Below are 21,673 nucleotides of genomic sequence, written 5' to 3' on the forward strand. Positions count from 1 at the left end.
CGCTGCCCTGGCTTTCATAGGCATACCAGAACCGGCATATGGTCGGCGTCTGATTTGCATGAAAGGTTGCTGATGAAAAAAACAAGTTCAACCGTGGCGCGCCTGGTGTTGGCTGCCACGGTGTTTGCTTCGGCGGGCACGGCGCTGGTGGCGCCTGGCACTGTGGCGGCGCAGCCCGCCAGCGTGGTGCGTGGCTTGCCTGATTTCACGGAACTGGTGGAGCAGGTCGGGCCTGCGGTGGTCAATATCCGCACCTTGGAGAAAGTCTCTTCCCGTGCCAACGTCAATGGCATGGACGAAGAGATGCTGGAGTTTTTCCGGCGCTTTGGCGTGCCCGTTCCCAATGTGCCGCGCCAGCACCGCCCCCAGCGGCCACAGGACGAAGACGCCCAGCCCAGCGGCGTCGGTTCGGGCTTTATCGTCAGTGCCGACGGTTATGTGATGACCAACGCCCACGTCGTCGAAGGGGCCGATCAGGTGCTGGTGACGCTGACCGACAAGCGCGAGTTCAAGGCCCGCATCGTTGGCACTGACAAGCGCACCGATGTGGCCGTCGTCAAAATCGAGGCTACCGGCCTGCCTGCCGTCAAGATTGGCGACAGCAGCCGCCTGAAAGTGGGCGAGTGGGTGATGGCGATTGGTTCCCCGTTTGGTCTGGAGAGCACCGTGACGGCGGGTATCGTCAGCGCCCGCCAGCGCGAGACAGGCGACTATTTGCCCTTCATCCAGACCGATGTGGCCATCAACCCCGGCAACTCCGGTGGCCCCTTGATCAACATGCGCGGTGAAGTGGTGGGGATCAACAGCCAGATTTATTCGCGCTCGGGCGGCTTCATGGGCATTTCGTTTGCCATCCCGATTGACGAGGCCATGCGCGTGAGCGAGCAACTGCGCGCCACTGGGCGCGTGACGCGGGGCCGCATTGGCGTGCAGATTGGCCCGGTCAGCAAGGACGTGGCTGAGTCCTTGGGCCTGGGCAAACAGCAAGGCGCCCTGGTGACGGGCGTAGAGGCTGGATCGCCTGCCGAGAAAGCCGGTGTCGAGGCCGGTGACATCATCACGCGCTTTGATGGCAAGCCCATCGACAAGGTGTCGGACTTGCCGCGCATGGTGGGCAGCACCAAGCCCGGCAGCAAGAGCGTGGTGACGGTATTCCGCCGGGGCAACACGCGCGACCTGACCCTCACCATCGCTGAGATCGAGCCTGATAAAACTGCACGCAAAGCCGCTGACCAGCCCAAGCCCAAGGCCGCAGTGGCCACGCAGCAGCTGGGTCTGCTGGTCAGTGACCTGACCGAGGCGCAGAAAAAAGAACTCAAACTCAAGGGCGGTGTGCGCGTCGAGGCGGCCAGCGATGCCGCAGCGCGCGCCGGGCTGCGCGAGGGCGATGTGATCCTGGCCATTGCCAACACCGAAGTCTCCAGCAGCAAAGAGCTGGAAGCCGTTCTGGTCAAGCTGGACAAGAGCAAGCCCGTGAACGTCCTGTTCCGCCGTGGTGAATGGGCGCAGTACGCGCTGATTCGCCCTGCGCGCTGACCTGCCATTTGCGCTGCGTTGCCCCCGTGGCGCGCAGAGCCGGTTGGTTAGAATGGCGGCCGTTCCTGCAATGAAGCTCCAACCAACCCGGCTGCCAAGGATTGTTGGTTCAGGGCGCGTCGCCATTCGATGCGCCCTTTTTTCTTGTACGTGCCTTTGTAACCCCACCACTTGACGCTTTTTGTTGATGAACCACATCAGAAACTTTTCCATCATCGCGCACATTGACCATGGCAAATCCACCCTGGCCGACCGCCTGATCCAGCGCTGCGGCGGCCTGGAGGAGCGCCAGATGGAGGCCCAGGTGCTTGACTCGATGGACATCGAAAAAGAGCGGGGCATCACCATCAAGGCGCAAACTGCTTCTTTGCAGTACAAGGCCAAAGATGGTCAGGTCTATAACCTGAACCTGATCGACACGCCCGGCCACGTCGATTTTTCTTATGAAGTGAGCCGCTCCCTGTCGGCCTGCGAAGGCGCTCTGCTGGTGGTCGATGCCAGCCAGGGCGTAGAGGCGCAAACCGTGGCCAACTGCTATACCGCGCTGGATCTGGGCGTGGAAGTGGTGCCCGTGCTGAACAAAATGGATTTGCCCCAGTCCGACCCCGACAACGCCAAGGCCGAGATCGAAGACGTGATCGGTATTGACGCTGCCGATGCCATCCCCTGTTCGGCCAAAACCGGCATGGGCATTGAAGAAATCCTTGAAGCCATCGTGGCCAAGGTGCCCGCGCCCAAGGGCAACCCCGACGCGCCGCTGCGCGCCATGATCATCGACAGCTGGTTCGACCCGTATGTGGGCGTGGTCATGCTGGTGCGCGTGGTTGATGGCCGTTTGCTCAAGGGCGAGCGCTTCAAGATGATGGCCACCAACGCCGTCTACAACGCCGACAACCTGGGCGTTTTCACGCCCGCGAACGAGCCGCGCGATCGGCTCAATGCAGGTGAAGTGGGCTACATCATTGCCGGCATCAAAGAGCTGCAAGCGGCCAAGGTGGGCGACACCATCACCTTGGAAAAAAAGCTGCCCAACAACGCGGGCCCTGCCACCGAGGCGCTGCCCGGCTTCAAAGAGATTCAACCCCAGGTGTTTGCCGGCCTGTACCCCACTGAGGCCAGCGAGTACGACCAGCTGCGCGATGCCCTGGAAAAGCTCAAGCTCAACGATGCATCGCTGCACTACGAACCCGAGGTGAGCCAGGCACTGGGCTTTGGTTTCCGCTGCGGCTTTCTGGGCCTGCTGCACATGGAAATCGTGCAAGAGCGCCTGGAGCGCGAGTTTGACCAAGACCTCATCACCACCGCGCCCAGCGTGGTGTACCAGGTGGTCAAGCCCGGCGGCGAAGTCACCATGGTGGAAAACCCCGCCAAGATGCCCGATGTGGGCAAGCTGGCGGAAATCCGCGAACCCATCGTTACCGTGCACCTGTACATGCCGCAAGACTACGTGGGCCCTGTGATGACGCTGGCCAACCAAAAACGCGGCGTGCAGATGAACATGGCCTACCACGGCCGCCAGGTCATGTTGACCTACGAGATGCCGCTGGGCGAGATCGTGCTGGACTTCTTCGATAAGCTCAAATCGGTGTCGCGCGGCTATGCCTCCATGGACTACGAGTTCAAGGAGTACCGTGCCTCGGACGTGGTCAAGGTCGATATCCTGCTCAACGGCGAGAAGGTCGATGCGCTGTCCATCATCGTCCACCGCTCGCAGGCGCCGTACCGCGGCCGCGCGGTGGTGGCGAAGATGCGCGAAATCATCAGTCGCCAGATGTTTGACGTAGCCATCCAGGCCGCCATTGGCGCCAACGTCATCGCCCGCGAAACCATCAAGGCGCTGCGCAAAAACGTGCTGGCCAAGTGCTACGGCGGCGACGTCAGCCGCAAACGCAAGCTGCTGGAAAAACAAAAAGCTGGTAAGAAGCGCATGAAGCAGATCGGCTCCGTGGAGGTGCCGCAAGAAGCCTTCCTGGCCATCTTGCAGGTGGAAGACTGATATGCAAGCGGTGCAAGTTCTGACGGCGCTGCTGCTGGCGGCCTTTGTGGGCTACATCGGCTCCTGGTACATGGGGCTGATTGAGGGCAACTTCGCCCTGCTGCTGTTTCTGGCCACCGTGGTTACGGGCGCGTACTGGCTGGCCGAGCGGCTGTATTTTCTGCCCCGGCGCCGCCGCGCGGCCCAGGCCATTGAAGACGCCGCCGCGCAGCGCCGCACCGAACTCGATCGCATGGGCATTGCCAAGGTGGATGTGGATGTGCAAGAGGCCAAGGGCCGCATCCTCATGCAGCCCTGGTGGCTGGACTGGACAGCGGGGCTGTTTCCGGTGATTGCCACAGTGTTTGTGCTGCGCTCGTTCCTGTTCGAGCCGTTCAAGATTCCCTCGGGCTCCATGATTCCGACGCTGCTGGTGGGCGACCTCATTCTGGTGAACAAATTCACCTACGGCGTGCGCCTGCCGGTGATCCACACCAAGCTGACCGAGGGCAATGCGCCCCAGCGCGGCGATGTGATGGTGTTTCGCTACCCGCCCCAGCCCAACATGGACTACATCAAGCGCGTGGTCGGTGTGCCCGGCGATGAAGTCGCTTATCTGAACAAACGCCTGAGCGTTAATGGTCAGCCGGTGCCCACCACCGCCGTTCCTGACTTCTTCGATGAAGGCGCCATGCGCTACTTCAAGCAGTACGAAGAACAACTGGGCGCCCAGCCCCACCGCCTGCTCAACAACCCCGAGGCACCGGCCTTTGTGCAGGGCGCCAGCGACTTTGCCTACCGCGACCACTGCCGCTACAGCGTCGAGGGTGTGGTCTGCAAAGTCCCCTCAGGGCACTATTTCATGATGGGTGACAACCGGGACAATTCCCTCGACTCGCGCTACTGGGGCTTTGTGCCCGATGCCAACATCGTCGGCAAAGCCTTTTTTGTCTGGATGAACTTCGGCGACCTCAAGCGCATCGGGGCGTTCCATTGAGTTCACACTGTCACGTGGCAACCACCAGGGAGTAAGTTATGAATGCACAGCGCACCCCCCGCCGTTCGCGCCAGCGCGGCCTGTCATTTATCGGCGTGATCTTCATTGGCCTGATGGCTGTGGCAGCTTTTGCCATCGGTGGCCAGTCGATTCCGATCTGGCTGGAATACCAGGCCATCACCAAGGCCATGAACAAAGCCAAAATCGAAAGCACCGTGCCCGGCGTGCGTGCGGCCTTTGACCGCGCCGCTGCTATTGACAACATCAGCTCTGTCAAAGGCCAGGACCTCGAAGTCACCAAGCGCGGCGACAAGGTGGTGGTATCGGTCAATTACGCCCGCGAGATTCCGCTGGCTGGGCCCGCCTATCTGGTGTACCGCTTCCAGGCGCAGACAGACTAAGTGCAGCCCGCTCTTGCTTCGCTGCAATCGCGCTTGCAGCACACCTTTTCCAGCCCGGCCCTGCTGCTGCGTGCCGTCACGCACCGCAGCTTCAGCGCCGACCACAACGAACGCCTTGAATTCCTGGGCGACTCCGTTCTCAATCTGGCCGTCTCCAGCCTGCTGTACCAGCGCCTCAGTGCGCTGCCCGAGGGCGACTTGTCGCGCGTGCGTGCCAACCTGGTCAAAGAGGGCACCCTGCACCAGTTGGCGCTGGGCCTGCGCTTGTCCGAGGTACTGCGCCTGGGCGAGGGCGAGGCCCGCTCGGGCGGGCACCAGCGTGCCTCCATCCTGGCCGACGCCCTGGAGGCGCTGATTGGCGCCGTGTATCTGGATGCGGGCTACGCCTCGGCAGAAGCCCTGGTTCACCGGCTGTTTGCCGCCGTCGAAATCAACCCGCAAATGCAGGCCGCTGCCAAAGACGCCAAGACGGCGTTGCAGGAGTGGTTGCAGGGCCGCAAAATGAAAGTGCCGCAGTACACCGTGGTGGCCACGGCAGGCGCGGCCCACCGGCAAACCTTTGATGTGGAATGCCACATCCCCGAACTCTCGCTCACCGAGCGCGGCACCGGCGGCTCCCGCCGTGCCGGCGAGCAGGCTGCAGCCGCGGCCATGCTGGCCACCCTGAAAGCGAAAAAACCATGAACGATGCTACTAAAAACGTAGCTGCTAGCGCACAGCCAGCAAGCCTGCAAGCCGAAAAAGACCTTGAATCTGCCACTGCGGCACCGGCGCCAGCAGCGCAGCCCGCTGCGGTGCAAACTGCCGCCGAACTTGATGCCGTGCTGGCGCAGGCCCTGGGCCCAAGCGCAGCCGACAGCGCAGACGCTGGCGCCACCGGCCCGCAGCGCTGCGGTGTGATTGCCATCGTCGGCAAGCCCAACGTGGGCAAATCCACGCTGCTGAACGCGCTGGTGGGGCAAAAAATCAGCATCACCTCGCGCAAGGCGCAGACCACGCGCCACCGCATCACCGGCATCCGCACGCTGGGACAAACGCAGTTTGTGTTTGTCGATACGCCCGGCTTTCAGACACGCCACGCCACGGCGCTGAACAAGTCGCTGAACAAAACGGTGATGGGCGCGATTGGCGATGTGGACTTGATTTTGTTCGTCGTCGAGGCGGGCAGCTTCACGCTGGCCGACGCCAAGGTGCTGAGCCTGTTCAAGCCCGGCATCCCGACGCTGCTCATTGCCAACAAGCTGGACAACATCCACCGCCGTGCCGAGATCGCGCCCTGGCTCAAGGGCATGCAGGAGCGCCACCCGTTTGCCGAGTTCGTGCCCATGTCGGCCAAGAACAAGGGCGACATCCAGCGCCTGTATGGCATTTGCGAAAAGTACCTGCCCGAAGCGCCCTGGTGGTACGAGGCCGACGAGCTGACCGACCGCAGCGAAAAGTTTCTGGCCAGTGAAACCGTGCGCGAAAAGCTGTTCCGCTTCACGGGCGACGAGCTGCCCTACACCTCCACGGTGGTGATCGACAAGTTCGAAGAAGAAAAAAGCAAAGTCCACAAACGCATGATCCGCGTGGCCGCCACCATCATCGTCGAGCGCGACAGCCACAAGGCCATGGTGATTGGCGACAAGGGCGAACGCTTGAAGCGCATCGGCACCGAAACCCGCCAGGAGCTGGAAAAGCTCATGGACGCCAAGGTGTTTGTCGAGCTGTGGGTCAAGGTGCGCTCGGGCTGGGCCGACGACGAAGCCCGCGTGCGCTCGTTCGGCTATGAGTGAATGTGGCCCCCACGTTCGCCCACTGCGTGTGCTCTCTGCCCCCCGAGGGGGCGGCGTTTCGCCTTGGGGCGGCCCGGCGGCGAAACCACTGCTGATTGACCGTGGCCACCGCGCGCCGTTTTTCCAATGAACCGGCCTTTGTGCTGCACCGCTACGACTGGAGCGAGTCCAGCCTGATTCTGGAAGTGTTCACGCGCCAGCATGGGCGCGTGGCCCTGGTGGCCAAGGGTGCGAAAAAGCCCAGTTCCAACTTCCGGCCTGTGCTGCTGCCCTTGCAGCCCCTGAGCCTGACCTGGACACAGAGCGCGGCCACGGGCGCCAACGACATCCACACCCTCAAAGGCGCCGAGTGGGTCGGTGGCCACATCATGCCCACGGGGGATGCGCTGTTGGCGGGCACTTACCTCAACGAGCTGCTGCTGCGCCTGCTGGCGCGCGACGACCCGCACCCGGTGCTGTTCGATGCCTACAGCGCCGTGGTGCGCGTGCTGGCCAGCGAACACGGCGAAGCGCTGGAGCCGGTGCTGCGCACGTTTGAGTTGCTGCTGCTGCGCGAGATCGGCATGCTGCCCGCCCTGGACGCGCAAACCCTGACCCTGGAGCCCCTGCAAGCGCAGGCGCGCTACACCCTGGTGCCCGAAGGTGGCCTGCGCGCCGCCGATGCCAGCGAGCAGCGTGCCAGCCTGAGCGCCGCGCAGTGGCAGGCCCTGTACGCACCCCTGCAAGGCCGGGGCGTGCGCTTGGCGGCACTGCTGCGCGCCTGCGCGCCCGTGGCACTGGAACTCAAACCCCAACTGCGCGCCCTGCTGCAATACCATTGCGGCAGCCCCCTGCTGCGCACCCGCCAGCTCATGCTGGACATCCAAGCCCTTTGACCTCGCCACGACCTTGCCATGACCACTGCCATGCCTGCCACTGCGCCCGCCACCGCGCCCATTGCTGCCCACCGCACCGCCTTGTCGGTCAACGTCAACAAGGTGGCCCTGGTGCGCAACACGCGCCACCTGGGCATTCCCAGCGTCACGCGCGCGGCGCTGCTGTGCCTGCAAGCGGGCGCGCAGGGCATTACGGTGCATCCGCGCCCCGACGAGCGCCACATCCGTGCCCACGACGTGACCGAACTGGCCGCGCTGTTGCAAGACTGGCCGGGCCGCGAATACAACATCGAAGGCAACCCCTTCCACAACCTGATGGACTTCATCCGTGCCGTGCGCCCGCACCAGGCCACCTTTGTGCCTGACGGTGAAGGCCAGTTCACCAGCGACCATGGCTGGAGCTTTCCGCAAGACGCCGAGCGCTTGGCGCCCTTGATTGCCGAGTGCAAAGCCCTGGGCGTGCGCGTCAGCCTGTTCATGGACCCTCTCCCTGAGCAGATGGCCGCCGCCCGCGCCGTGGGTGCCGACCGCGTCGAGCTCTACACCGAGCCCTACGCCGCCGCCTGGGGCACGCCACAGCAGGCGCAAGAGCTGGAACGCTACCGCGCCGCCGCCCAGGCGGCGCTGGACGCAGGCTTGGGCGTCAACGCGGGCCACGATCTGAACCAGAGCAACCTTGCCGCTTTTGTGCGTGGCGTGCCCGGCCTGCTGGAAGTGTCGATTGGCCACGCGCTCATCGCCGACGCGCTGGAGCTGGGTTATGGCGCCACCGTGCAGGCCTACCTGCGTTGCATTGAGGCGGGCTTGGCTGCGCCCGAAGCAGACCCGCAGACGCCGCATGGCAGCGCGGACGGCATCCGCAATCACTCCTGAATCAATAGCTGCTTGCGCCCATTCTGCAAGGGCTAGAGCCTGATTTCATCTAAAACCATGATCTACGGCATTGGCACCGACATTTGCGACATCCGCCGCATCCGCGCCAGCCTGGAGCAGCGCGGCGAGCGCTTTGCCGCCAAGGTGCTCACACCCGCCGAGCTGGCCCAGTGGCAGGAGCGCAGTGCGCGCTGGCCCGAGCGCGGCGTGCGCTACCTGGCCACGCGCTTTTCGGCCAAAGAAGCCTTCAGCAAAGCCATCGGCTTGGGCATGGTCATGCCCATGACCTGGCATGCCTGCGAAGTGGCCAATCTGCCCAGCGGCCAGCCCACGCTGGTGCTGCACGGCGCACTGCAAGCGTGGTTTGTGCAGCGCCGCCTCAGCGCCCACCTCAGCGTGAGCGATGAATCCGACTACGCCGCCAGCTTCTGCGTGGTGGAACAATGCAGCGATCCCCACCCGCCATCCCCTGAAATTTGAACCCAATTGGCTTCCAGCGCCCGCCAGATGGGCGCAACCAGCTATTCAATAGATAGTAAAAAATGACCGAACACGCCCCCCTCATCATCGACATTGCCGGCACCAGCCTGACCGACACCGACCGCCGCCGCCTGGCGCACCCGCTCACCGGCGGCGTGATTCTGTTTGCGCGCAACTGGCAAGACCGCGCCCAACTGCTGGAGCTGACCGCCGCCATGAAGGCCGTGCGCCCCGATTTGCTGATCTGCGTAGACCACGAAGGTGGCCGCGTGCAGCGCTTTCGCAGCGACGGCTTTACCCACCTGGCGCCCATGCGCGCCTTGGGGGAGATGTGGCGCCAGGACGGTAAAAAAGCCAAGAAGGGCAAAAAAGGCCAGAAAGCCCAATCCGCCCAAACCCGCAAAGTCCGCCTGGGCGAAGGCGCCCTGCGCGCCACCAACGCTGCCACGGCAGCGGGCTACGTGCTGGCCAGCGAGCTGCGTGCTTGCGGTGTCGATTTTTCGTTCACGCCCGTGCTCGATCTGGACTGGGGCGGCAGCGGCGTGATTGGCGACCGCGCCTTTGACCGCGACCCGCGCATCGCTACCTTGCTGGCCAAAAGCCTGGCCCAGGGCCTGCTGCAAGCGGGCATGGCCAACTGCGGCAAGCATTTTCCGGGGCACGGCTACGTCAAGGCCGACTCGCACACCGAGGTGCCCATCGACAAGCGCAGCCTGAAAAAAATCCTCGCCGCCGATGCCGCTCCCTACCAGTGGCTGCGCAGCACCATTACCAGCGTCATGCCCGCGCATGTGATTTACCCCAAGGTGGATACGCGCCCGGCGGGCTTTTCCACGCGCTGGCTGCAAGACATTTTGCGCAGCCAGCTCGGTTTTGACGGTGCCATCTTCAGCGACGACCTGAGCATGGAGGGCGCGCGCCGCATCGACGGCCAGGTGGTCAGCTACACCGAGGCCGCCGTGGCCGCGTTGCAGGCGGGCTGCGATCTGGTGCTGCTGTGCAACCAGAGCCTGGGCGATGGCGCCGCCGTGGACGAGCTGCTCGATGGCCTGAGTGCGCAGCAGGCCCAGGGCCGCTGGCAGCCCAGCCCCGAGAGCGAGTCGCGCCGCCTGGCCCTGCTGCCGCAAACCCCGCCGCTGCCCTGGGACGAGCTGATGTTCCAGCCCGCCTATTTGCAGGCGCTGGAAATGCTGCCCTGAGCCAGTCACGCGCCCGGCATCGGTTGCGTGCGCTTTGGGACGTATCAATTTTGATAGCTGCTCGCGCACGCCCTGCAAGGGCTGGAGCCTGATTCGACCTTAAATTTTTGGCGCTGGATCGGCCCCTGCCAGGGCGGGCGGGGGCGCTGGTGTGGCGCCGCTGGGGGCTGCACGCACGGGTGGCTCGGGGGTGTTCGGGCCGCCTTTCCAGCGCCGGACCACGCGCTGGAAGATCAGCGCGTTGGGGATTTGCAGCAGCGCAGCGGGCGCCTCTGCCGTGCCCTCTTGCAGCGTGGTGTAGAGCAGGTTGATGTCCACCACCCGGCCCAGTGCGCCGGGTTTTTCGGCGGTGTCCAGCAGCTCGATGGTGTCGCCAATGCGAAACGGCCCCACGGTAAAAATCAGAAACGCGCAAAACAGGTTCGACAGCACGCTCCATGCGGCAAAAAAAGCCACCGCGCCCACGGTGGCAAAGCCGGTGAACGCCGTCCACAGCACCGTGGCTGAGACGCCCAGGCGCTCCAGCACCAACAGCAAGGTGCTGGTCAGAATCGTCCAGCGCAGCAGGCCCCGGATGGGCACTTGCAGTTCCAGCGGCAGCCCGTAGTGGGCGCTGGCGCGGGCCAGCACGCGGCGCAGCAGGCGTTGCAGCAGCCACGCCGCGATCACGATCAGCAGGAGTTGCAGGCCCGGGACAATGACTTCAAGCCAATCCTGGGCCCATTCGGGCAGGTAAAACTTCAGCGAGCGTTGCATGAAAAAGAGAAAGCAGCGTACCCGGTGGCCAGGCGCTAGCTGCGCCGCTGTGCCACCGTGTCCATCTGCATTTCGAAGCTGAAAAAACGGTCGCGGCCCTGGGTTTTGGCAGCGTACAGGGCCTGGTCGGCGCGCATGAGCATGCTCTCGGCGCTGGTGTTGTCGTCGGGCACGCAGGTGGTAATGCCGCCCGAGAGGGTCAGCGCATTGCCCAGCGGCGAGTTGGGGTGGGTGATGGCACGCACCCGCAGCAACTGGCCCAGCGCGCGGGCAAACGTCATGGCCCCCGAGCGCGGCGTGTTGGGCAGGATGAGCACAAACTCTTCGCCGCCGTAGCGCGCGGCCACATCGCGCGGGCGCACACACACTTCGCTGAGCAGGCGGCCAATTTCGCGCAGGCACACATCGCCTTGCAGGTGGCCGATGGCGTCGTTGTAGAGCTTGAAGTGGTCCAGGTCGCACAGCATCAGCGTCAGCGGCGTGCCGTCGCGCCGTGCGGCCATGATTTCGCTGTGCAGGATGCGGTCCAGGCCGCGCCGGTTGACCAGCCCGGTGAGGGCATCGACCTCCACCATCTCGTTGAGGCGCTGGTTGGCTTGGTGCAGCTCTTCGGTCATGGCCACCAGGCGCCGGCGCATGTCCAGCAGGCGGCGCATGGCGCGCAGCTTGGCCACCAGCACGATGGGTTTGACGGGCTTGACCAGATAGTCGTCACCCCCGGCCTCGATGCCGCGCCAGACGTCCAGATCGCCGTCCAGGCCTGACAAGAAGATGATGGGCGTCCAGTCGCCCGACTCGGCCACGCGCATTTGCTGTGCCACCCAGTAGCCGTCGTTGCCGGGCAGTTTGATGTCCAGCAGCACCAGGTCAGGGCGGCGCGAGCGAAACAGGTGCAGCGCCATGTTGCCGTTGGCCGCTTGCAGAACGTCGGAAACCCCGGCGTGGTGCAGCTCGCCCACCAGCGCAGCGCGCACTGAATCCTGGTCTTCGACCACCAGCACCGTGAAGGGGCTGGCCGACTCTTCGTCTGGGGCCATGGCAGGCACAGCGTTCATGGCTGCACCGGACTCAGGTTTCGCGGCGCAGGGCCGGGAACAGGATCACGTCGCGGATGCTGGGGCTGTCGGTCAGCAGCATCATCAGGCGGTCGATGCCGATGCCGCAGCCGCCTGCGGGGGGCATGCCGTATTCCAGCGCGCGGACAAAGTCGTGGTCAAAGTACATGGCTTCGTCGTCGCCGCTGTCTTTGGCGTCCACCTGGGCGTGAAAGCGCGCGGCCTGGTCTTCGGCGTCGTTCAGCTCGGAGAAGCCGTTGCCGAACTCGCGCCCCGTGATGTAGAGCTCAAAGCGCTCGGTCACTTCGGGGCGGCTGTCGTTGGCGCGCGCCAGCGGGCTGATTTCGGTGGGGTGCTCCATGATGAAGGTGGGCTGCCAGAGCTTGTCTTCCACGGTTTCTTCAAAGTACAGCACTTGCAGGCTGGCCAGGGTGCGGCCCGAGAGCTTGTGTTTTTCTTCACTCATGCCCAGCTTTTTCAGGGCGCTGATCAGCCAGGCGGCGTCGTCCACATGGGCGCCCGCTTCGGTGTACTGAAAGATGGCTTCGCGGATGGTCAGGCGCGCAAAAGGCTGGCTCAGATCGACTTCGCGGCCGCTGTAGCTCAGTTGTAGCGTGCCCACGGCCTTCATGGCGGCATCGCGCACCAGCTGCTCGGTAAAACCCATCAAGTCCTGGTAGTTCCAGTAGGCCGCGTAGAACTCCATCATGGTGAACTCGGGGTTGTGGCGCACCGAGATGCCTTCATTGCGGAAGTTGCGGTTGATTTCGAACACGCGCTCAAAGCCGCCCACCAGCAGGCGCTTCAGGTACAGCTCGGGGGCAATGCGCAGGTACATCTCCTGTTCGAGCGCGTTGTGGTGCGTGACAAACGGCTTGGCGTTGGCGCCGCCCGGAATAGGGTGCAGCATGGGCGTTTCCACCTCCAAAAAGCCGTGTTGCACCATGAAGTCGCGGATGCCACTGACGGCCTTGCTGCGCGCCACAAAGCGCTTGCGGGCCTGCTCGTCGGTCATCAGGTCGATGTAGCGCTGGCGGTATTTGACTTCCTGGTCGTGGATGCCGTGGAACTTGTCGGGCATGGGCCGCAGGCTCTTGGTGAGCAGGCGCAGCGTGGTGACCTTGATCGACAGCTCGCCGGTCTTGGTTTTGAAGGCCGTGCCTTCGGCGCCGATGATGTCGCCCAGATCCCAGTGCTTGAAGGCGGCGTACAGCTCTTCGCCTAGCGCATCGCGCGTGATGTAGAGCTGGATGCGGCCACCCGTGCTGCCCAGCGAGCCGTCTTGCACGGTGGCAAAGCTGGCCTTGCCCATCACCCGCTTGAGCATCATGCGCCCGGCCACGCTCATGGTGACGGCCTGGGCTTCGAGCGTTTCGGCATCGAGCGCGCCGTACTGCGCGTGCAGATCGGCCGCCTGGTGCTGGGGTTTGAAATCGTTGGGGAAGGCGACGCCGCCGTTGCTTTGCAGCGATTCGCGCAGCGCGCGCAGCTTCTCGCGGCGCTCGGCGATGAGCTGGTTTTCGTCGTGGGCAGGGGGCGTAGCGTGGGGAGTGGTGTTGTCAGACATGGAGGGCGCCACTGCGGGGCGTAGAAAAATGGGGCTGGTCACAGCCAAACCGGGGATTTTATGGGTTATGGGCCATGAGAAGACCGCAGGTTTTCTGGCTTGCCCCAGCCCAGCACAACCAGTGCGGTTTGCACGATGATTTTCAGATCCAGCCACAGGCTGCGAGTGCGCACGTATTGGCTGGCGTAGTGCAGCTTGAGGGGCAGAATCTGCTCTGTGTACGTGCGTTCAGGGTCGCTGCTTTGGCCCAGCAGTTCGCTTTCGTGGCGAAACACGATGGAGGCCAGATCGGTGATGCCTGGGCGCACAGACAGAACGGTGTCATGTACATCTGCGGGGTACAGTGCTACATAGCGTGGTACTTCGGGGCGCGGGCCGACCACGCTCATGTCGCCGCGCAGCACGTTCAAAAACTGCGGTAGCTCGTCTACCTTGCTGCGCCGCAGCCAAGCACCGACGTGGGTGATGCGCGCATCCTGGCCTACGGTGATTTGCGGACCCACAGCCTCCGCGCCGGTGTGCATGGTGCGGAATTTGTAGATACCAAACAGCCGCCCGCCGCGCCCTACGCGTTGCTGTCTGAAGAACACCGGCCCGGGTGAATCCAGCCGCACCCACAATCCCACCGCCAGCAGCAGTGGGCACAGCAGCAGCAGGGCCAGGGTGGCAAAGGCGAGGTCGAACAAGCGTTTGGACATGGGACAGGGCTGTAAGAACGTCAGCCCAGCAGCTCGTGCAGCGCGGCAATTATGCGATCCTGCTCGGCATCCTGCATGGCGGTAAACAGCGGTAGGCTGAGCATGGCCTGGTAGGCTGCATCGGCTTGCGGGAATTGCTCTGGCGTGAGCTGGTAGCGGTCGCGCCAATAGGGATGGTGGTGCAGCGGGACGTAATGCACGCTGGTGCCAATGCCCCGGTCTGATAACGCCTGAATCAGTGCGTCGCGCCCCATGCACGCACTTGGCGCCAGCCGCACCACGTACAAATGCCAGGCATGCACATCGCCCGCCGGTGCTGTGGCGGGTAGCACCAGCGGCAGGCTCGCCAGCTGCGCGTGGTAGCGCTGCGCCAAGTATTGGCGCCGCTGCACAAACTGTGGCAAACGCTGTAATTGCACCAGGCCCAAGGCCGCGGCGGTGTCGGTCAGGTTGTATTTGAAGCCAGGCGCGACTACCTCGTAATACCACGCCGGGGTTTTGGAGCTGAAGCGCTCGAAGGCGTCGCGGTTCATGCCGTGCAGGCGCATCACGCGCATGCGTTCGGCCAGTTTCGGGTCGCGTGTGACGGCCATGCCGCCTTCGCCCGTGGTGATGGTCTTGTTGGCGTAGAAGCTGAACACAGTGATGTCGGATTGCAGTTGCCCCACCAGCGTGCCCTGCCAGGTGCTGGGCAGGGCGTGCGCGGCGTCTTCCACCACTTTCAGGCCATGTTCGCGCACGATGGCCAATATGGCGTCCATATTGCAGGCCAGCCCGCCGTAATGCACCGGCATGATGGCGCGGGTGCGCGGTGTGATGGCCGCGCGGATGGCCTCGGGGTCGATGTTCAAAGTCACCGGATCGACGTCCACCAGCACCGGATCGGCGCCCAGGTACCGCACCACTTCCACCGTGGCGGTGAAGGTCAGCGTGGGCGCAATCACCTCATCGCCCGGGCCTAGGCCTAGGGCCTCCAGCGCCAGATGCAGGCCAGCCGTGGCGGAGTTGACAGCAATGCTATGCACGCCGTTGCCGCCCAGGTAGTCGGTGAAGGCCTGCTCAAAGGCGCGGGCCCGAGGGCCGGTGGTGACCCAGCCAGAGCGCAGGGCCTCAGTGACTGCGGCAATCTCGGCATCGGTGATGTCTGGGAGGGCGAAGGGGAGGAAGGGAAGGTCGGTGTCGGACATGGTGGCGGTTCAGGGGGGGGCGCGGCCGATGGCGTGGTATTCGATACCTAGCGCCTTTATCGCTGCGGGTTCAAAGAGGTTGCGGCCATCGAAGATGATTGGCTGGCGCAGGGCGATGGCTAGGTGGGCAAAGTCGGGGCTGTGGAATTCTTTCCATTCGGTCACGATGATGAGTGCGTCCGCACCTTCGAGTGCGCTGGTGGCCTGGCTCACCAGGTGCAGGCCGGGACGCTCGCCCAACACCCGACGTGCCTGGGCCAGGGCCACCGGGTCGTAGGCGGCTACTTCAGCGCCGCGTGCGAGTAGGTGTTCGATGATGACCAGACTCGGGGCTTCGCGCATGTCGTCCGTACCCGGTTTGAAGGCCAGGCCCCATAAGGCAAAACGTCGGTCGCAAAGATCGGGGCCGAAGCGCGCCACGATCTTGTCGATCAGCACCTGTTTCTGTCTCTCGTTGACAGCCTGCACTGCGTGCAGAATGTGCAGCGCTTGTCCGGCTTCCTGCGCTGCATGCACCAGGGCTTTCACATCCTTGGGGAAGCACGAGCCGCCATAGCCCGTGCCAGCATAGAGAAAATGTGTGCCGATGCGTGGGTCTGTGCCCATGCCCGTGCGCACCTGCTCGATGTCGGCCCCCAGTTTCTCTGCCAGTAGAGCCAGTTCGTTCATGAAGCTGATGCGCGTGGCCAGCATGGCGTTAGATGCGTACTTGGTGAATTCCGCGCTGCGGATGTCCATCAGGATGAAGCGGTCGCGATTGCGCATGAAGGGCGCATAGAGCATGCGCAAGGCCTGCGCGGCCTGTTCATTGTCGGCGCCCACGATCACGCGGTCGGGGCGCATGAAGTCCTGCACGGCGGAGCCCTCCTTCAGGAACTCGGGGTTGGATGTCACCGAGAACGCCAGCTCTGGCAGGCCGCGCGCCAGCAGCACCCGCGCGATCACTTCGCGTACCCGATCCGCAGTGCCCACGGGGACGGTGCTCTTGTTCACGATGAGCCGGGGCTCCTGCATACGCTCGGCGATGGCCTGTGCTGCTGCGAGCACGTGCTGTAGGTCAGCCGATCCGTCCTCGTCTGCGGGTGTGCCTACGGCGATGAACTGCACGCTGCCATGCGCCACGGCGCGGTTCACGTCGTCGGTGAAGGTCAACCGACCGCCGCGCGTATTGCGCAGCACGAGGTCGAGTAGGCCGGGCTCATGGATGGGCAGCAGGCCGTTCTGCAATGCGGCGATATGCCCGGGGTTGCTGTCCAGGCAGACCACCTGGTTGCCCATCTCCGCAAGGCAGGCCCCCGTGACCAAGCCTACATAACCGGTTCCGACGACAGTGATTTTCATGCTCAGGATTTCACAGAGGTTTGACCGCCCAGGTTAGGCGGTGCGTGCGCAAGGGGGGGAGCAGCAGCGATGCCGGGGTGATGAGCCCGGCGGGCAGCCGTCGCGCAATCGGCGGCGCCAGCGTGAGCCGACGCGAATGCAGCCGTGCCCTGGGGAACAGCTCCCGCAGTTCGTCCAGCGGCAGCTTGCGTACATCCGGATTGTGTGGGTTGTTGACGACGAGGTCATACACCAGCACGCCGCCGCCTGGCGCCACCCAGCGCCACAGCGTGCGCGCGAACTGCTGCCGATAACCGGGGTCGAGCAGCGAGCTGAATACGGTGAATGCCAGCACGGCCTGCTGGCTGGCGTCGGCCACCGGTACCACGCAGGCGTCACCTTCTAGGACAGTCACCCCATCGGGCAGCAGGGCGCGTGCGGCGGTGGCGCGTTCTGGCAACAGTTCGATGCCGCCCAGCAGCCGGGGCGTGGCACCCAGGCGCAGCAGATCCAGCAGATTGCCGCCGCTGCCGCAGCCCACTTCGAGCAGGGTGCGATCGGCCAGGCTGGCCCAGCCATGGGCGCGCCACAGACGTGCCATGGCGTGCAAGCGCTCCTGCTGTGCCTGTAGGGCAGCCGCGTTGGCGTACAGGCTGTAGCGCTGCGCGTCTGCGCCGTTGTCGCGCCGCGCGTAGCGCGCCTGCACGGCGTGGATCTCAGGCGTGCTCATCGCGTGATCTTCGCGAAATGCTGCGCCGGCGTGCGCTTGCGCAGCACATCCCACAAGCCTTGCCAGGTGCCCCAGCCGTAGCCCAGGTGGAAGGCGGCGATCACGGCGGGCAGGCGCGGCAGCAGGCGCCAGGACCCGGCGGCGCGTGCCGCCACCACGCTCGCCAGCGCCAGATAGGCGCCATACAGCGCCACCAGTGCCGTGGCGGGCCAGGGCATCCAGTGCAGCAGCAGGGCACTCACGAGGAGCGCGGCGACGAACAGCGCGGGCACCAGCTGGCGCGGCGAGCCCGGCTGCCCGTGCTTGCGCACCACGAAGGGCCGCCAGTAGCCGTACTGCTGCTGCTGGGCGAAGAGGTGGCGCAGCGAGCCGCGCGGGTGGTAGACCGAGCGGATCGTGCCGCTCTGCCAGATGCGTCCGCCGCCCCGGCGCAGGCGCAGGTTGTGCTCGTCGTCCTGGTTGCGCACCAGCGCCTCGTCGAACAGGCCGAAGCGCGTGAACGCCTCGCGCCGCCAGCAGCCCAGGTACACGGTGTCGACCGCGCCCTCGTAGTCCTGGTAGCGCGAGCGAGCGCCGCCTACCACCCAGCGGCATTGGAACGCCGCAGCGATGGCTTCGCCCATGGGGCCGGTGCCCTGGGCGACCCAGGGGCCGCCCACGTTGTCGGCGCCACTGCGCTCCAGGGTGTCGATGCAACGGACCAGGTAGTCCGGGGCGAACTGGGTGTGGATGTCGAGCCGGGCGATCACCTCTCCCCGGGCGAGCGCGATGCAGGCATTGAGTCCGGTGGAGACGATGCGACCCGGGTTGTCCACCAGCACCAGCCGCCTGTCGCGCGCGCAGCGCTCCCGCAGGCACTCGCGCGTGCCGTCGTCGCTCTCGCCGTCAGCGATCAGCACTTCCATGTGCCAGCCTGCGGGCAGTTGCTGGCGCAGCACCGAGTCGCAGAATGCGTCGATGAAGGCTGCCTCGTTGCGGCACGGGGCGATGACGCTGAGCAGGCGGGGCGCGGCGGGTATGTAGTCTGTTGCTGTCGTCATGTGGATGTGTGGCCGCGTGCCATGGCTATCACCGTTTGGTAGCAATCCAGCATCTGGTCTACACACCGATGCCATTCGTAATGATTGAGTACATGCTGGCGGCCCTCGTAGCCCATGGCTTCGCGCAGTGGCGCGTTCAGCGCCAGCGCCTGTAGCGCATCTGCCAGCGCGGGCACGTTCTCGCGGGCTACAACCAAGCCTGTGCGGCCAGCGTCTACCACTTCAGGCAGCCCGCCTGCGTCGCTCACCACCACGGGTAGGCCACAAGCCGAGGCTTCCACGGCGGCCACGCCGAAGCTTTCGCTGCGGCTTGGTGCAGCGAAGATGTCGAATTGGCGCAGCCACGAGGGCACCTGGCCGTGCGTGACATGGCCTGCGAAGTGAACGCGTGCCTGAAGTCCCAGTTGGGCCACCAACTGTTGTAGCGGGCCGTGCTCTGGGCCGTCCCCTACCAGCAGCAGTCGCAGCGGGCGCTCGGCGTCTAGGCGCAGCATCGCAGGGCTTTGTAGCAATTGGGCAAAGGCGCGCACCAGTAGATCTACGCCGTATGTGGGTGCGAGAGTCTTTACGATGCCAATGGTGAAGGGGCCAGTGGTGCGTTGGGGGGCGGGTGTGAACATGTCGCAGTCAACACCGAAGGGCGTAATGTGCGCCGACGGAGCGCCGGGAATCAGTCGCGCCACTTGCCGTGCCATAGCATGGCTGGTGGAGGCGATAGCCGTAGCACGTCGTAGGTTCCAGCGCAGCACCAAGCTCTTGAGTCTGGACTCATAGGGAAAGTCGTAGACATCGCTGCCCCACACAGAAAGCACGCAGGGATGGCATGTAGCCAAGGAAGCACTCAGGCCATACCCGCTGGCGTAATGGGTATTCACGATGTCGGGCTGGATGTGAGCTAGCGCACGGCGCAGCGCTGGCACATTGCCCGCGTATCCCCAGGTGCGCTTGATGGGCAGCCAGGTCTTGGAGGCAAAGACAGGCGATACAGCGATGGCAGCGTCAGGGTGCTGTGAGATCAGATGGACCTCATGGTCACGGGCAGCCAGGGCATAAGCCCATCGCTGGTAGTGGATAACGTTGGCTGGGCCGAGTAGGGCAATCTTCATGGGGTTAAAGAGGCGGGCTTGGTGGGCCATAGCCTCATGGTGCAGGCTAGCGCCATCACGGCGCTTAGCGAGGCCAGAGCCCATGCCTGAGACAGAGCCTCCAAGTCTGCCGGGGGGGCAATGAGTATGGTGCCCATTAGGACAAGTAGGCGTGCGAGTTCGGCGGCTACAGCATGCCAAGGGCGGCCTTGGGCATTGCAGGCCACGCATGCGATGCGCAAGATGCTTTCAAGTACGGCAACGGCTGCGAAGTACCCGGCCACGTTCGCCAGTGCAGCGTATTCACTGAGCATCCTAGGCCAAGGTGCGAGTTGCAAGACTGAAACACACACTACCATGGCGGCAAGCACACCCAGGCCGTAGCGCAAAGCGGCCTTGGCAGGCGCTAGGGAGGTGTTACCAATCCAGTGCTTGAACAGCAGGGGGGCAGCATAGTTGGCTGGCGTGAGTACAACCTGAACACCCACAAGGCCCATTGCGAATAGTCCTGTGGCCTGCAAGCCCGACGTGGTTCCGATGTGGTGCAACCATAACGCAGGTGATGCACTGGTGAACACCGCAACGAGCCATGCTGCGGTGCTGAACCGCATAAGTGGGACTAAGCCCACAGAAGTGGCAGCCGTCGGCAGTGCGAGCTTGCGCGTCATTAGGGCCGCGACTGCGGCGCTGGCCAGCCAGGCTAGGAAGAAGGGGAGGGTTGGGTCGGTGCCCGCCAGTGCCGCTATGCTGGCGACGGCTACGGCACCCAGCATCAGCAGCACCTGGGGCAAAACCGTGATTGCGTTGAAGGAGCTGCTTGCCAGCCCTGCGAGGATGGCGCCGCGCAGTATCCCGTGTGCAGTGCCTGCTGCCGTAGTAATTGCCAGCAATACTAGCGTGGTGATGGCCATGCCCTCCGCGAAGAGACCGTAGGCTAGGGCCGACGTAATGCCTAGCAGCGCGGAGACCTGCGTTAACTGCACGGCCTTTTCTCGGGTGACCATGCCTTGACGTTGGAAATAGAGCAAGCCCTGCGGAATTCCCAGCATGGCGACCGCCATTAGCAGATCCAACGTGCTTTTGAGGCGGCTGAACGCGCCTTGGGCTGTCGCGCCAGCCAGCAGTCCGACTAGCACCACGGTGCCTAGGCTAGAGAGGGCGCCAAGACCTTGGAACAGCAGCGTCCAGCGCAGCTCATGGAATAGACTCATGCTTGGGTTTCGGCAGCAGCAAACAGCGTTGAGGCGTGTAGCCGCCGCCCAAAGGCCGGGACGGCCCGCGCTGCCATATCCACCGCTGTCTTCGTCGCCTGGACTATCGGGTTGCCGGAATAGGCTTGGCCCAGTAGCTCGTGCCGCAGCGCCCTGCGCTTTGCTTCTACGGGCAACTCATGAATCCATACCCGTTGCCAGCTGGTCACGTGCAGGCCCGCGCGAGCGAAAAGATCCAACCCCTGCGCCAGCGTGTAGCGCCGCAGGTGGCCTGATCCGTCCTGTGGGCCGTAGCGGCGCCGGTCATTGAGCCAGTTGCATTCCAGCGGTAGGTTTACGAGCACGGTTGTGCCTAGGTGTGCCGCGTCGCGTAAAAAGCCGACATCGTCTTCCACATGTTCAAGCACATCGCTGAGTATGACTGCGTCGAACCGGCGGGGCGCGAGTTCGCGAAAGTCGCCGTGGTGGAAGTCTGTGCCCGGGAAGCGTCGCCGCGCGGCTGCTACGTTCTCGGCTGAGATGTCACTGCCCGTACGCGTTACTGGGGCTGCGAGCGGAAAGTGTGCGACCAGTTCGCCTGTCGCGCAGCCGATCTCTAGTACGCTGTGGGCTTGCCATCCGGGGGGGAGTTGCGCCAAGAGGTGTGGAATTTTGAAGTCCAGCACCTCTAGAAGGATCTGCCGCTGCTCGAATGAGCCGTCTAACCGTCGCTTGGCGTATTGCGCATGTCCGTCGTACAGAGCTTGGTAGTTGATGGTGGGCGTGCGGATGTCAGTGGATGGCATGACGGTATTTCTGCATTTCAGGGGCGAGCGGGAGCATAGCCTGCAACCTGACGACTCAGCAGGGCAGATATTGCGGCATGGTCTTCTGTGGCGCAGGCCTACGCGAGCGCCTCAAGGGCACAAGATAA

21 protein-coding genes are annotated in these 21,673 nt (G+C 64.2%); 10 read left to right on the top strand and 11 right to left on the bottom strand.

Features of this window, described 5'->3' with window-relative positions; genetic code table 11:
* The first annotated feature begins 72 nt into the window (after nucleotides 1-72).
* The 10 genes from EV674_RS07305 to nagZ all read left to right on the top strand — a co-directional run bounded on the left by EV674_RS07305 (nucleotide 73) and on the right by nagZ (nucleotide 10,111).
* Nucleotides 73-1,536, top strand: coding sequence for a DegQ family serine endoprotease (locus EV674_RS07305; RefSeq protein WP_119014297.1), 1,464 nt, complete (start codon nucleotides 73-75; stop codon nucleotides 1,534-1,536).
* Nucleotides 1,537-1,723: 187 nt separating this feature from the next.
* Nucleotides 1,724-3,532 carry a translation elongation factor 4 gene (gene lepA / locus EV674_RS07310; RefSeq protein WP_119014296.1) on the top strand — a complete coding sequence of 603 codons (1,809 nt, stop codon included), beginning with the start codon at nucleotides 1,724-1,726 and terminating at the stop codon, nucleotides 3,530-3,532.
* Between the two features lies 1 nt (nucleotide 3,533).
* Complete coding sequence (gene lepB, locus EV674_RS07315) at nucleotides 3,534-4,508, top strand: signal peptidase I (RefSeq protein WP_119014295.1); 975 nt, start codon at nucleotides 3,534-3,536, stop codon at nucleotides 4,506-4,508.
* Between the two features lie 38 nt (nucleotides 4,509-4,546).
* Nucleotides 4,547-4,909, top strand: coding sequence for a DUF4845 domain-containing protein (locus tag EV674_RS07320; protein WP_119014294.1), 363 nt, complete (start codon nucleotides 4,547-4,549; stop codon nucleotides 4,907-4,909).
* On the top strand, nucleotides 4,910-5,593 hold the full coding sequence (rnc, locus tag EV674_RS07325; RefSeq protein ID WP_119014293.1) for a ribonuclease III: 684 nt from the start codon (nucleotides 4,910-4,912) through the stop codon (nucleotides 5,591-5,593).
* Nucleotides 5,590-6,684, top strand: coding sequence for a GTPase Era (gene era / locus EV674_RS07330; RefSeq protein ID WP_119014292.1), 1,095 nt, complete (start codon nucleotides 5,590-5,592; stop codon nucleotides 6,682-6,684). Before rnc ends, era begins: the two co-directional genes overlap by 4 nt.
* A gap of 101 nt (nucleotides 6,685-6,785) precedes the next feature.
* A complete protein-coding gene (gene recO, locus EV674_RS07335; protein ID WP_119014312.1) occupies nucleotides 6,786-7,559 on the top strand; it encodes a DNA repair protein RecO in 774 nt (257 codons plus the stop codon).
* Nucleotides 7,560-7,577: 18 nt separating this feature from the next.
* Complete coding sequence (locus tag EV674_RS07340) at nucleotides 7,578-8,432, top strand: pyridoxine 5'-phosphate synthase (RefSeq protein WP_241525000.1); 855 nt, start codon at nucleotides 7,578-7,580, stop codon at nucleotides 8,430-8,432.
* Between the two features lie 57 nt (nucleotides 8,433-8,489).
* Nucleotides 8,490-8,912, top strand: coding sequence for a holo-ACP synthase (gene acpS, locus EV674_RS07345; RefSeq protein ID WP_119014291.1), 423 nt, complete (start codon nucleotides 8,490-8,492; stop codon nucleotides 8,910-8,912).
* Between the two features lie 62 nt (nucleotides 8,913-8,974).
* Nucleotides 8,975-10,111: a beta-N-acetylhexosaminidase gene (gene nagZ / locus EV674_RS07350; protein ID WP_119014290.1), complete on the top strand. Its 1,137-nt coding sequence runs from the start codon at nucleotides 8,975-8,977 to the stop codon at nucleotides 10,109-10,111.
* 99 nt (nucleotides 10,112-10,210) lie between these two features.
* Here the strand turns inward: nagZ and EV674_RS07355 are convergent, their stop codons facing one another.
* The 11 genes from EV674_RS07355 to EV674_RS07400 all read right to left on the bottom strand — a co-directional run bounded on the left by EV674_RS07355 (nucleotide 10,211) and on the right by EV674_RS07400 (nucleotide 21,545).
* On the bottom strand, nucleotides 10,211-10,867 hold the full coding sequence (locus EV674_RS07355; RefSeq protein ID WP_119014289.1) for a mechanosensitive ion channel family protein: 657 nt from the start codon (nucleotides 10,865-10,867) through the stop codon (nucleotides 10,211-10,213).
* Between the two features lie 35 nt (nucleotides 10,868-10,902).
* A complete protein-coding gene (locus EV674_RS07360) occupies nucleotides 10,903-11,922 on the bottom strand; it encodes a GGDEF domain-containing protein (protein WP_119014288.1) in 1,020 nt (339 codons plus the stop codon).
* A 13-nt stretch (nucleotides 11,923-11,935) separates the two neighbouring features.
* Nucleotides 11,936-13,489 (bottom strand): lysine--tRNA ligase, encoded by a 1,554-nt coding sequence (gene lysS, locus EV674_RS07365; RefSeq protein WP_119014287.1) that lies wholly within the window; start codon nucleotides 13,487-13,489, stop codon nucleotides 11,936-11,938.
* A gap of 65 nt (nucleotides 13,490-13,554) precedes the next feature.
* Nucleotides 13,555-14,187, bottom strand: coding sequence for a sugar transferase (locus tag EV674_RS07370; protein ID WP_119014286.1), 633 nt, complete (start codon nucleotides 14,185-14,187; stop codon nucleotides 13,555-13,557).
* 20 nt (nucleotides 14,188-14,207) lie between these two features.
* Complete coding sequence (locus tag EV674_RS07375) at nucleotides 14,208-15,374, bottom strand: DegT/DnrJ/EryC1/StrS family aminotransferase (protein WP_119014285.1); 1,167 nt, start codon at nucleotides 15,372-15,374, stop codon at nucleotides 14,208-14,210.
* A gap of 9 nt (nucleotides 15,375-15,383) precedes the next feature.
* Nucleotides 15,384-16,715: a UDP-glucose dehydrogenase family protein gene (locus tag EV674_RS07380; RefSeq protein ID WP_119014284.1), complete on the bottom strand. Its 1,332-nt coding sequence runs from the start codon at nucleotides 16,713-16,715 to the stop codon at nucleotides 15,384-15,386.
* A 10-nt stretch (nucleotides 16,716-16,725) separates the two neighbouring features.
* Nucleotides 16,726-17,424: a class I SAM-dependent methyltransferase gene (locus EV674_RS07385; protein ID WP_119014283.1), complete on the bottom strand. Its 699-nt coding sequence runs from the start codon at nucleotides 17,422-17,424 to the stop codon at nucleotides 16,726-16,728.
* Nucleotides 17,421-18,464, bottom strand: a complete 1,044-nt coding sequence (locus EV674_RS07390; RefSeq protein WP_119014282.1) for a glycosyltransferase family 2 protein — start codon at nucleotides 18,462-18,464, stop codon at nucleotides 17,421-17,423. Before EV674_RS07390 ends, EV674_RS07385 begins: the two co-directional genes overlap by 4 nt.
* Nucleotides 18,461-19,570, bottom strand: a complete 1,110-nt coding sequence (locus EV674_RS07395; protein ID WP_165887073.1) for a glycosyltransferase — start codon at nucleotides 19,568-19,570, stop codon at nucleotides 18,461-18,463. The genes EV674_RS07390 and EV674_RS07395 overlap by 4 nt, the downstream gene beginning before the upstream one ends.
* Nucleotides 19,567-20,760: a hypothetical protein gene (locus EV674_RS17360; protein ID WP_165887074.1), complete on the bottom strand. Its 1,194-nt coding sequence runs from the start codon at nucleotides 20,758-20,760 to the stop codon at nucleotides 19,567-19,569. Before EV674_RS17360 ends, EV674_RS07395 begins: the two co-directional genes overlap by 4 nt.
* Nucleotides 20,757-21,545: a class I SAM-dependent methyltransferase gene (locus EV674_RS07400; protein ID WP_119014279.1), complete on the bottom strand. Its 789-nt coding sequence runs from the start codon at nucleotides 21,543-21,545 to the stop codon at nucleotides 20,757-20,759. The genes EV674_RS17360 and EV674_RS07400 overlap by 4 nt, the downstream gene beginning before the upstream one ends.
* Nucleotides 21,546-21,673 lie beyond the last annotated feature (128 nt).

The sequence above is a fragment of the Simplicispira metamorpha genome (genome assembly GCF_004341365.1).
Lineage (GTDB): Bacteria > Pseudomonadota > Gammaproteobacteria > Burkholderiales > Burkholderiaceae_C > Simplicispira > Simplicispira metamorpha.

What these genes read in the sequence shown, in the direction of transcription:
- EV674_RS07305 (WP_119014297.1), top strand. Translation starts at nt 73, where the DNA reads ATGAAAAAAACAAGTTCAACCGTGGCGCGCCTGGTGTTGGCTGCCACG.
- lepA (WP_119014296.1), top strand. Translation starts at nt 1,724, where the DNA reads ATGAACCACATCAGAAACTTTTCCATCATCGCGCACATTGACCATGGC.
- lepB (WP_119014295.1), top strand. Translation starts at nt 3,534, where the DNA reads ATGCAAGCGGTGCAAGTTCTGACGGCGCTGCTGCTGGCGGCCTTTGTG.
- EV674_RS07320 (WP_119014294.1), top strand. Translation starts at nt 4,547, where the DNA reads ATGAATGCACAGCGCACCCCCCGCCGTTCGCGCCAGCGCGGCCTGTCA.
- era (WP_119014292.1), top strand. Translation starts at nt 5,590, where the DNA reads ATGAACGATGCTACTAAAAACGTAGCTGCTAGCGCACAGCCAGCAAGC.
- EV674_RS07340 (WP_241525000.1), top strand. Translation starts at nt 7,578, where the DNA reads ATGACCACTGCCATGCCTGCCACTGCGCCCGCCACCGCGCCCATTGCT.
- acpS (WP_119014291.1), top strand. Translation starts at nt 8,490, where the DNA reads ATGATCTACGGCATTGGCACCGACATTTGCGACATCCGCCGCATCCGC.
- nagZ (WP_119014290.1), top strand. Translation starts at nt 8,975, where the DNA reads ATGACCGAACACGCCCCCCTCATCATCGACATTGCCGGCACCAGCCTG.
- EV674_RS07355 (WP_119014289.1), bottom strand. Translation starts at nt 10,867, where the DNA reads ATGCAACGCTCGCTGAAGTTTTACCTGCCCGAATGGGCCCAGGATTGG.
- EV674_RS07360 (WP_119014288.1), bottom strand. Translation starts at nt 11,922, where the DNA reads ATGAACGCTGTGCCTGCCATGGCCCCAGACGAAGAGTCGGCCAGCCCC.
- lysS (WP_119014287.1), bottom strand. Translation starts at nt 13,489, where the DNA reads ATGTCTGACAACACCACTCCCCACGCTACGCCCCCTGCCCACGACGAA.
- EV674_RS07370 (WP_119014286.1), bottom strand. Translation starts at nt 14,187, where the DNA reads ATGTCCAAACGCTTGTTCGACCTCGCCTTTGCCACCCTGGCCCTGCTG.
- EV674_RS07375 (WP_119014285.1), bottom strand. Translation starts at nt 15,374, where the DNA reads ATGTCCGACACCGACCTTCCCTTCCTCCCCTTCGCCCTCCCAGACATC.
- EV674_RS07380 (WP_119014284.1), bottom strand. Translation starts at nt 16,715, where the DNA reads ATGAAAATCACTGTCGTCGGAACCGGTTATGTAGGCTTGGTCACGGGG.
- EV674_RS07385 (WP_119014283.1), bottom strand. Translation starts at nt 17,424, where the DNA reads ATGAGCACGCCTGAGATCCACGCCGTGCAGGCGCGCTACGCGCGGCGC.
- EV674_RS07390 (WP_119014282.1), bottom strand. Translation starts at nt 18,464, where the DNA reads ATGACGACAGCAACAGACTACATACCCGCCGCGCCCCGCCTGCTCAGC.
- EV674_RS07395 (WP_165887073.1), bottom strand. Translation starts at nt 19,570, where the DNA reads ATGAAGATTGCCCTACTCGGCCCAGCCAACGTTATCCACTACCAGCGA.
- EV674_RS17360 (WP_165887074.1), bottom strand. Translation starts at nt 20,760, where the DNA reads ATGAGTCTATTCCATGAGCTGCGCTGGACGCTGCTGTTCCAAGGTCTT.
- EV674_RS07400 (WP_119014279.1), bottom strand. Translation starts at nt 21,545, where the DNA reads ATGCCATCCACTGACATCCGCACGCCCACCATCAACTACCAAGCTCTG.